We start from the raw sequence: 7,576 nt of genomic DNA, 5'->3' as shown, positions 1-7,576 counted from the left end.
CTTGCCCGCGATGGCGATAGAACAATCTCCACATCAACATCTGTAAAGAAGAGACCCAAAGCATGAGCGACTCCGGCCGCGCCGACGCGCTATTAGCAAACCTGCCCCGCGATGGCCGTGGCCGGCTCAAGGTTTTCCTCGGTGCCGCCCCCGGTGTCGGCAAGACCTACGCCATGCTGCAAGCCGCCCACACCCAGCAGCGCCAGGGGGTGAAGCTCATCGCCGGCGTGGTCGAGACCCATGGCCGCGCCGAGACCGAAGCGCTGCTCGGCGGCTTGCCGCAGCAGCCGCTGCTGCGCTCGGAATACCGCGGCGTGATGCTCGAAGAAATGGATCTGGACGGTCTGCTCGCCGCCAAACCGAAACTGGTGCTGGTCGACGAACTGGCCCACAGCAACGCCCCCGGCAGCCGCCACGCAAAGCGCTGGCAGGACATTCAGGAACTGCTCGCCGCCGGCATCGACGTCTACACCACGGTCAACGTTCAGCACCTGGAAAGTCTCAACGATCAGGTGCGCGGCATCACCGGTGTGCAGGTGCGCGAAACCCTGCCGGACTGGGTGCTGCAGGAAGCCTTCGAGCTGCTGCTGATCGACTTGCCGCCGCGCGAGCTGCTCGAGCGTCTGCGTGACGGCAAGGTCTACGTGCCCGAGCAGGCGCGGGCGGCGATCGATGCGTTCTTCACCCAGACCAACCTCACCGCATTGCGCGAGCTGGCAATGCAAACCGCAGCCGCTCAGGTCGACAACGATCTGACCCAGAACTATCGCCAGCTCGGTCAGGCAGCGCCTGCGGTGCGCGGTCGTCTGCTGGTGGGCGTCGATGGCGATCACCAGGCCGAACGGCTGGTACGTCACGCCAGCCGCGTCGCCCAGCGCCGGCATCTGCCGTGGAGCCTGGTGCATGTGGACAACGGCAGCGGGGCGGACGAGCAGTCGCGCCTGCGCCTGCAAAGCGCTCAGCAACTGGCCGAACGTCTTGGCGGGGAAGTGGTTTTGCTGCGGGCCGGCGAGGTGGCGAAAACCCTGATCCAGCATGCCGCCGAACGTCGCGCGACCCTGGTGCTGGTCGGCCAGTCCCGGCCGCGTTTGCGCAGGCGCCTGTTCGGTGGAGGCCTGGCGGCGCGCTTGCTGCGCAATGCCAAGGGCCTTGAAATCAACGTCCTCGATAGCGATCACGAACAGCACCAGCCACGCCAGCGCTCGATGCAGCCGCTGGTGTGGTTCGATTACGCCCTGGCGGTGGTGGCGACGGTGTTGGCCAGCGTGTTGGCCTGGGTAGTCGCTCACGCCTTGCCAGTGCCGAATATCTCCCTGGTGTTTCTTGCAGCAGTATTGCTGGTGGCCGTGCGCAGCAGCCTCGGGCCTGCCTTGGCCTGCGCTGCACTCTCGTTTCTCGCCTACGATTTCCTGTTCATCCCGCCGAATTTTTCTTTCAGCATCCAGCGCGAGGAAGACGTGCTGACCTTGCTGTTCTTCCTGCTGATGGCAGCGCTCACCGGCAATCTCGCCGCACGTCAGCGCCGCCAATTGCAGGCCCTGCGCGACACTCAGGAAGAGACCAGCGAACTGCTCGACCTGTCGCGCAAACTCACCGCCGCCACCGACCGTCAGGCCGTGGTCAGCGCCGCCGCCCAGCACCTCAATGGCTGGAGCGATCTGCAACTGTGCCTGCTCAACCGCGACGGCCCCAGTGGCTGGAAAGTCGAAACCGGTGGTCCGTTGGAATTCACCGAAGCCGAGCGCGCCGCCGCCGATTGGGCCTGGCAACACGATCAGCCGGCGGGCGCCGGCACCGGCACCTTGCCGTTCGGACGTTGGTGGTGGTGGCCGCTGTCGGTGGAAGACGGCCCGCTGGCGCTGCTCGGTGTCTGCGCCCGGGAAGGCCAGACCTTGAGCGGGCAGCGTCGGCGCTTGCTGACGGCCCTGAGCCAACCGCTGGCCCAGGCACTGGCCCGTGCGCAATTGGCCGACGACCTGGAAGCGGCGCGGCTGCACGGCGAAACCGAACAACTGCGCAGCGCCTTGCTGGCCTCGGTGTCCCACGATCTGCGCACGCCGCTGACCTCCATGCGTGGCAGCATCGACAGCCTGCTGGCGCTGGGCGAAGCGATCCCGCTGGAGGATCGCCGCGAGCTGCTCGAAGGCACTCGCGATGAAGCCGAACGCCTCGACCGCTACATCCAGAACCTGCTGGACATGACCCGGCTCGGCCATGGCGCGCTAAAGCTGGCGCGGGATTGGGTATCGCCGGCGGACATCGTCGGCAGCGCGCTCAATCGCCTGCGTGCAGTACTGGCGCCGTTGCAGGTCAGCACCGAAGTGCCGGCGGAACTGCCGCTGCTGTTCGTCCATGCGGCGCTGATCGAGCAGGCGTTGGTCAACGTGCTGGAAAACGCCGCACGCTTTTCCCCGCCTCACGGTCGCCTGCAATTGCGCGCCGGAGCTAATGACGCCGAGCTGTTTTTCTCGGTGAGCGATGAAGGTCCGGGGATTCCCGAGGCGGACCGGGCGAAGATTTTCGACATGTTCTACACCGCCGCCCGAGGTGATCGGGGCGGGCAGGGCACCGGGCTGGGGCTGGCGATCTGTCAGGGCATGGTTGGCGCCCATGGCGGGCGGATCAGCGTCGAGGACGGCATCGACGGGCGCGGCACCTGCATCACCCTGCACTTGCCGTTGCAGGCTCAGCCTGGCTACTCGGACGGCAATGAAAGTGAAGCCTGATCCTGCTTGCGTTACTCTCTTGCCACTTCTTCATTTCGATGTGAATCCATGAGCCAGACCGCGACCATCCTGGTCATCGACGACGAACCGCAGATCCGCAAATTCCTGCGCATCAGTCTCGCTTCCCAGGGCTACAAAGTGCTGGAAGCCGGAACCGGCAGCGAAGGGCTGGCCCAGGCCGCGCTGAACAAACCGGATCTGCTGGTGCTCGACCTCGGACTGCCGGACATGGATGGCCAGCAGGTGCTGCGCGATTTTCGCGAATGGTCGACGGTGCCGGTGCTGGTGCTCTCGGTGCGCGCCGGGGAAGGGCAGAAAGTGGAGGCGCTGGATGGCGGCGCCAACGACTACGTGACCAAGCCTTTCGGCATTCAGGAGTTTCTAGCTCGAATTCGTGCGTTGCTACGCCAGGCGCCGGTGGGCGAGGCCCAGCAAGCGGCCTTGAATTTCGGTCCGCTGACGGTGGACCTGGCCTATCGCCGGGTGTTGCTCGACGGCAACGAAATCGCCCTGACCCGCAAGGAATACGCGGTGCTGGCGCAGCTGGCACGGCATCCGGGACGGGTCATCACCCAGCAGCAACTGCTCAAGGACATCTGGGGGCCGACTCATACCGAGGACAGCCATTACCTGCGAATCGTGGTGGGGCATTTGCGGCAGAAGCTGGCGGATGATCCGATGAAGCCACGGTTCATCGTGACCGAGGCGGGGGTGGGGTATCGGTTGTTGAGTGAGCGTTAGTTTTTGCGGTGCCTGGGCTGACGCCTTCGCGGGCAAGCCTCGCTCCTACGGGGTTTGAGTCGTTCACAAAATAGCGAACACCCCCAAACCTGTAGGAGCGAGGCTTGCCCGCGAAGAGGCCCTCAAAGTCACCGCAAAATCTCAGGACTCCCGCTCATTCTCATACCGATCCAGCGTATCCCGCGCAATTTCCTGCCCCAGCGCGATCAGCTCCGGCGCCTTGTAGAACTCGAAAAACCGGCAAACCCGCTTCGGCACGTTGATCAGGATGTCCGGTGGATAGCCGGCGATCTTGTACTGCGCCAGAGAGGTCTGCATCACCTCGAAACTCTGGTTGATCAGGTCGAGCAGAGACGCCGGCCCGACGTTGTCGATGATGAACGAGCCGGTCGCTGATTTCGGCGCGCCGTCGCGCTCGGGAGCGGCGGCCGGTTGTTGGAATTCGGGTTCGGCGGAATCGATCCAGGGATTGATCTCGGCCGCTTCCACCATCAGCGCCTCCTTTTCCAGCTGAAGCAACTGCTCGGCCTGTTTGCGCCTGAACGGCATTTTTGAGCCGAGTGAATTGACCAGTCTGTCGAACCGGCTTTTGAACGCGGCAGGCCGCTGGATCACCGGCAACTTGTAATGCCGCTGGTTGGTAGCATTGAGGTTGACCGCGATGATCAGGTCGCAATGGCTGGACACCACCGGCACGATCGGCAACGGATTGAGAATGCCGCCATCCACCAGCATGCGACCGCCCTGCATCACCGGTGTGAACAGGCTGGGAATCGCCGCCGAGGCCCGCATGGCCTGATGCAGACAACCTTCCTGGAACCAGATTTCCTGCTGGTTCGTCAGGTCGGTGGCGATGGCCGTGTAGGGGATGCGCAGGTCTTCGATGTTGATCTCGCCGACGATCTTGCGGATCTGTCCGAACACCTTTTCTCCGCGAATCGCCCCCAGGCGAAAACTGACGTCTACCAGACGCAGCACGTCGAGGTAATCCAGGCTCTCAATCCAGTCGCGATAGTCATTGAGTTTGCCGGCGGCGTAGATCCCTCCGACCACAGCGCCCATCGAGCAACCGGCAATGCAGGCGATGTCGTAGCCGCGCCTTTCGATCTCCTGGATCACGCCAATGTGCGCGTAACCCCGGGCTCCACCCGAGCCCAATACCAGTGCGACACGCTTTTTCATCAATCGCCCTCACTTCAATGCCTCAACAATGCACCCATCGAGGGGCGCCGTTCAATCGTCGAGGTCGTACGGGACGGTGAACGCGTCGTTTTTTCGACAGCTTATGGCGGCACTCGATTATTCTCGCCAACGCTATAGTCTACGCGTCCGATGGACGGCACTTTTCCGGCGTCAAACCGTCCTAAGTGCATGACTGTTTCTATCTTTTGAGGTGTAAGTGATGAAAGCCTGGATCTGTGTGCCACTGATTGCCCTGGCACTGGCCGGTTGCGCCGGCAAAACCGCGTATCGCGACAGCTGCGGCAACGAGCTCGATGCGGCCTGGAAGGAACTGGATTTGGCCAAGGCTGAAGGATTTGCGGGGAACGTCAGCTATTCCAAGGCCCTGTCGCTGCTGACCGCGGCCAAGACTCAGCAGCAATTCGAGGGGTTTGAGGGTTGCACCAAGAAGGCCGAGAAGGCGCGGTTCTATATTCGTGAGTCGCGAGCAGGGCGTTGAAGGATAAAAGCAGCTTCAGGCTCTAAGCTACAAGTCTGGTCGTCCGGCATCTGAATCCGTTGCTTGCAGCTGTTAATGGAGTAACCCCAATGATTAACCGATTGGTAGCTCACGTCCTGAGCGTTGAAGTTCGGTTGCTGGCCTGTCAGGCACGTTTGAGCGCCCGCACGGATCCGGAAGCCCTGCACGACCTGCGCACCACGGTTCGGCGGTTGCGCAGTCTGTTGCGGCCATTGCGCGGGTTGCCCGGCGTTGAACAGCTGGAAGCGGCGGCGTCCCATGTCGGTGACTTGACCACCCCGTTGCGTGATCGTGAGGTGCTGGCGGCCTATCTGCTCGAGCATGGTCACGCCGAGGCCGCGCAATGGCGCATGGCGCAGATGGCAAAGGCTTATCCTGCAGTGGCGGAGAGCATCGAGCTTGGACAACTGCTGCTGATCCTCGAAGCCTTTCCGCGCTTTTTACGGGCAGCCCAGCGTCAGGGATTGCTCAAGGGCCTGGGCAAGCTCATCACCAAGCGCCTGGGCAAACAGTGGAAAAAACTCGACGAAGCCCTGCACGATCCCGCCCACGACCGTCATCGCCTGCGCCTGTTGATCAAGCGCGTGCGCTATGGCATCGAGGCCTACCCCGAACTGGATCGCTTGCCGAAAGCTGCGAAGCCGCGATTGAAGTCGGCCCAGGGCGCATTGGGCGATTGGCATGACTGCTTGCAATGGCTGGCCTTGGCCGAGCAGGAGGCGGATTTGCAACCCTGCGTCGCCACCTGGAAAACCGCCATGGCCCAGGCTGAACAGCGCGCCGACCAGGTCCTCGACAAGCTCGACAAGGCTTGCTTTCAATCCTGAGGTGAACGCCTATCAAATGTGTGGGGTATTCCAAAACTGTGGGAGCGAGCCTGCTCGCGATTGCGGAGTAACAGTCGACATCATTGTCATCTGATCCACCGCTATCGCGAGCAGGCTCGCTCCCACAGTGGGTTGTGGCAAGCGTGAAACCTGTGCGGCTCATCTGCCGGTCAATTTGGCCGGAATAGGCGCTGTACAGCCTTCGCCGGCTGGTTAAGATCCCTCCATTGTTTTTCATGCCCCCGAGGTTTTCATGCGTTTTTCCGATCTGCTTGACGCTGTCCGCCGCCAGCCGCAGGACCTGTCCATCCCCGCGGGATGGGCGCAAGGGCGTGCCAGCTTCGGTGGGCTGGTGGCCGCACTGCAATTTGAGGCCATGCGCGCAAAGGTGCCGGCCGATCGCCCGGTGCGTTCGCTGGCGATTACCTTTGTCGGGCCTGTGGAGCCGGAAGTGCCGGTGAGTTTTGAAGTCGACGTGCTGCGCGAAGGCAAGGCGGTCAGCCAGATTCTCGGCCGGGCGATGCAGAAAGGGCAGGTGGTGACCCTGATTCAGGGCAGCTTCGGTGCCTCGCGGCCGTCGGAGGTTGCGGTTCAGGCTCATCCGGCTCCGGAAATGAAACACTGGGACGACTGTCAGGAACTGCCTTTCATCGAAGGCGTGATCCCGGAGTTCATGCGCCATATTGCGATGCGCTGGAGCGTCGGCGGCCTGCCGTTCACCGGCAACACCTCGCGGCACATGGGCGGTTGGGTGCGTCTGCGCGGCGATGTGAAAGAAGAGCCGGTGAGCGAAGCGCACATCCTGGCTCTGGTGGATGCCTGGCCTCCGGCGGTGATGCCGTTCCTGAAGAAACCGGCGATGGGCAGCACGCTGACCTGGACCATCGAATTCGTTCAGCCGCTGCTCGATCTGAGCACGCTCCACTGGTGCAAATACCTGGTCGAAACGGAACACGCCGCCGATGGCTATGGCCACGCGGCGGCGAAGTTGTGGGATCCCGAAGGGCGTCTGATCGCCATGAGCCGGCAGACGGTCACGGTCTTTGCCTGATCTCTGGTTGGCAAATCAGTGACGGCGGTGGCGCTCACGCCAGGCGCGCCACCAGCCGCCACTGAGGAAAAACCGCGGAAAGGTCAGAAACTGCTCGACCAGCAGGCGCGATACCGCGTCCTTGCGATCACTGAACGGCTCGGAAGCCTCTGCTTCCAGACTGTGACCATGGCGCTGCAAACCCAGCGCCGCAATCACACCGACGATGCCGATGGCGAAGTTCGCCAGATTCAAGCCGAACACGCCGGAAACAATCAGCAGAAACGCGACGATGAACAGCGGTACGGCGATCAGGTGCAGCACCAGATTGGTCGGGTGCTGGTGATTGCCCGGGTAGGCACGCCATTGCCAGGAAGGAAGGTTGGGGTGACGTTTGCCCATGATGCTGATCCTCAAGTCCATGTTGAACATGGTTGAAGAATAGGCCCGGTCCATGCAGGCGGCGAATCAAGGTTGGCTATCGAAGTGATAGGCGTCATGGTCAATGTTGATGTCGGCCGAACTGGCCTCATCGCGAGCAGGCTCGCTC

At 62.6% G+C, this 7,576-nt stretch carries 7 protein-coding genes; 5 read left to right on the top strand and 2 right to left on the bottom strand.

The annotated features are described in order from the left end of the window. Nucleotides 1-62: 62 nt before the first annotated feature. Both K9857_RS28980 and K9857_RS28975 read left to right on the top strand, forming a co-directional pair. Nucleotides 63-2,726, top strand: coding sequence for a sensor histidine kinase (locus tag K9857_RS28980; protein ID WP_224541791.1), 2,664 nt, complete (start codon nt 63-65; stop codon nt 2,724-2,726). A gap of 48 nt (nt 2,727-2,774) precedes the next feature. Further along, nucleotides 2,775-3,467, top strand: a complete 693-nt coding sequence (locus K9857_RS28975) for a response regulator (RefSeq protein ID WP_224541789.1) — start codon at nt 2,775-2,777, stop codon at nt 3,465-3,467. Nucleotides 3,468-3,608: 141 nt separating this feature from the next. Here K9857_RS28975 and K9857_RS28970 read toward each other — a convergent pair whose 3' ends face one another. Continuing rightward, nucleotides 3,609-4,649, bottom strand: coding sequence for a patatin-like phospholipase family protein (locus tag K9857_RS28970; RefSeq protein ID WP_224541786.1), 1,041 nt, complete (start codon nt 4,647-4,649; stop codon nt 3,609-3,611). Between the two features lie 220 nt (nt 4,650-4,869). Between K9857_RS28970 and K9857_RS28965 the strand changes: the two genes are divergently transcribed. From K9857_RS28965 to K9857_RS28955, 3 genes are all read left to right on the top strand, one after another. Continuing rightward, complete coding sequence (locus tag K9857_RS28965; RefSeq protein ID WP_175378661.1) at nt 4,870-5,148, top strand: hypothetical protein; 279 nt, start codon at nt 4,870-4,872, stop codon at nt 5,146-5,148. 89 nt (nt 5,149-5,237) lie between these two features. After that, nucleotides 5,238-5,996 (top strand): CHAD domain-containing protein, encoded by a 759-nt coding sequence (locus K9857_RS28960; RefSeq protein WP_224541785.1) that lies wholly within the window; start codon nt 5,238-5,240, stop codon nt 5,994-5,996. Between the two features lie 253 nt (nt 5,997-6,249). Further along, a complete protein-coding gene (locus tag K9857_RS28955; RefSeq protein WP_224541783.1) occupies nt 6,250-7,047 on the top strand; it encodes an acyl-CoA thioesterase in 798 nt (265 codons plus the stop codon). 15 nt (nt 7,048-7,062) lie between these two features. On the opposite strand, the gene K9857_RS28950 is transcribed toward K9857_RS28955, so the two are convergent. After that, entirely contained in the window at nt 7,063-7,428 is a 366-nt protein-coding gene (locus tag K9857_RS28950) for an Mpo1-like protein (RefSeq protein ID WP_224541782.1), read from the bottom strand. Between the last annotated feature and the right edge of the window lie 148 nt (nt 7,429-7,576).

The organism is Pseudomonas sp. REP124, from assembly GCF_020164475.1.
Lineage (GTDB): Bacteria > Pseudomonadota > Gammaproteobacteria > Pseudomonadales > Pseudomonadaceae > Aquipseudomonas.
The sequence above is the reverse complement of the archived record's forward strand: the minus strand, read 5'-3'. Positions and strand labels throughout refer to the sequence as shown.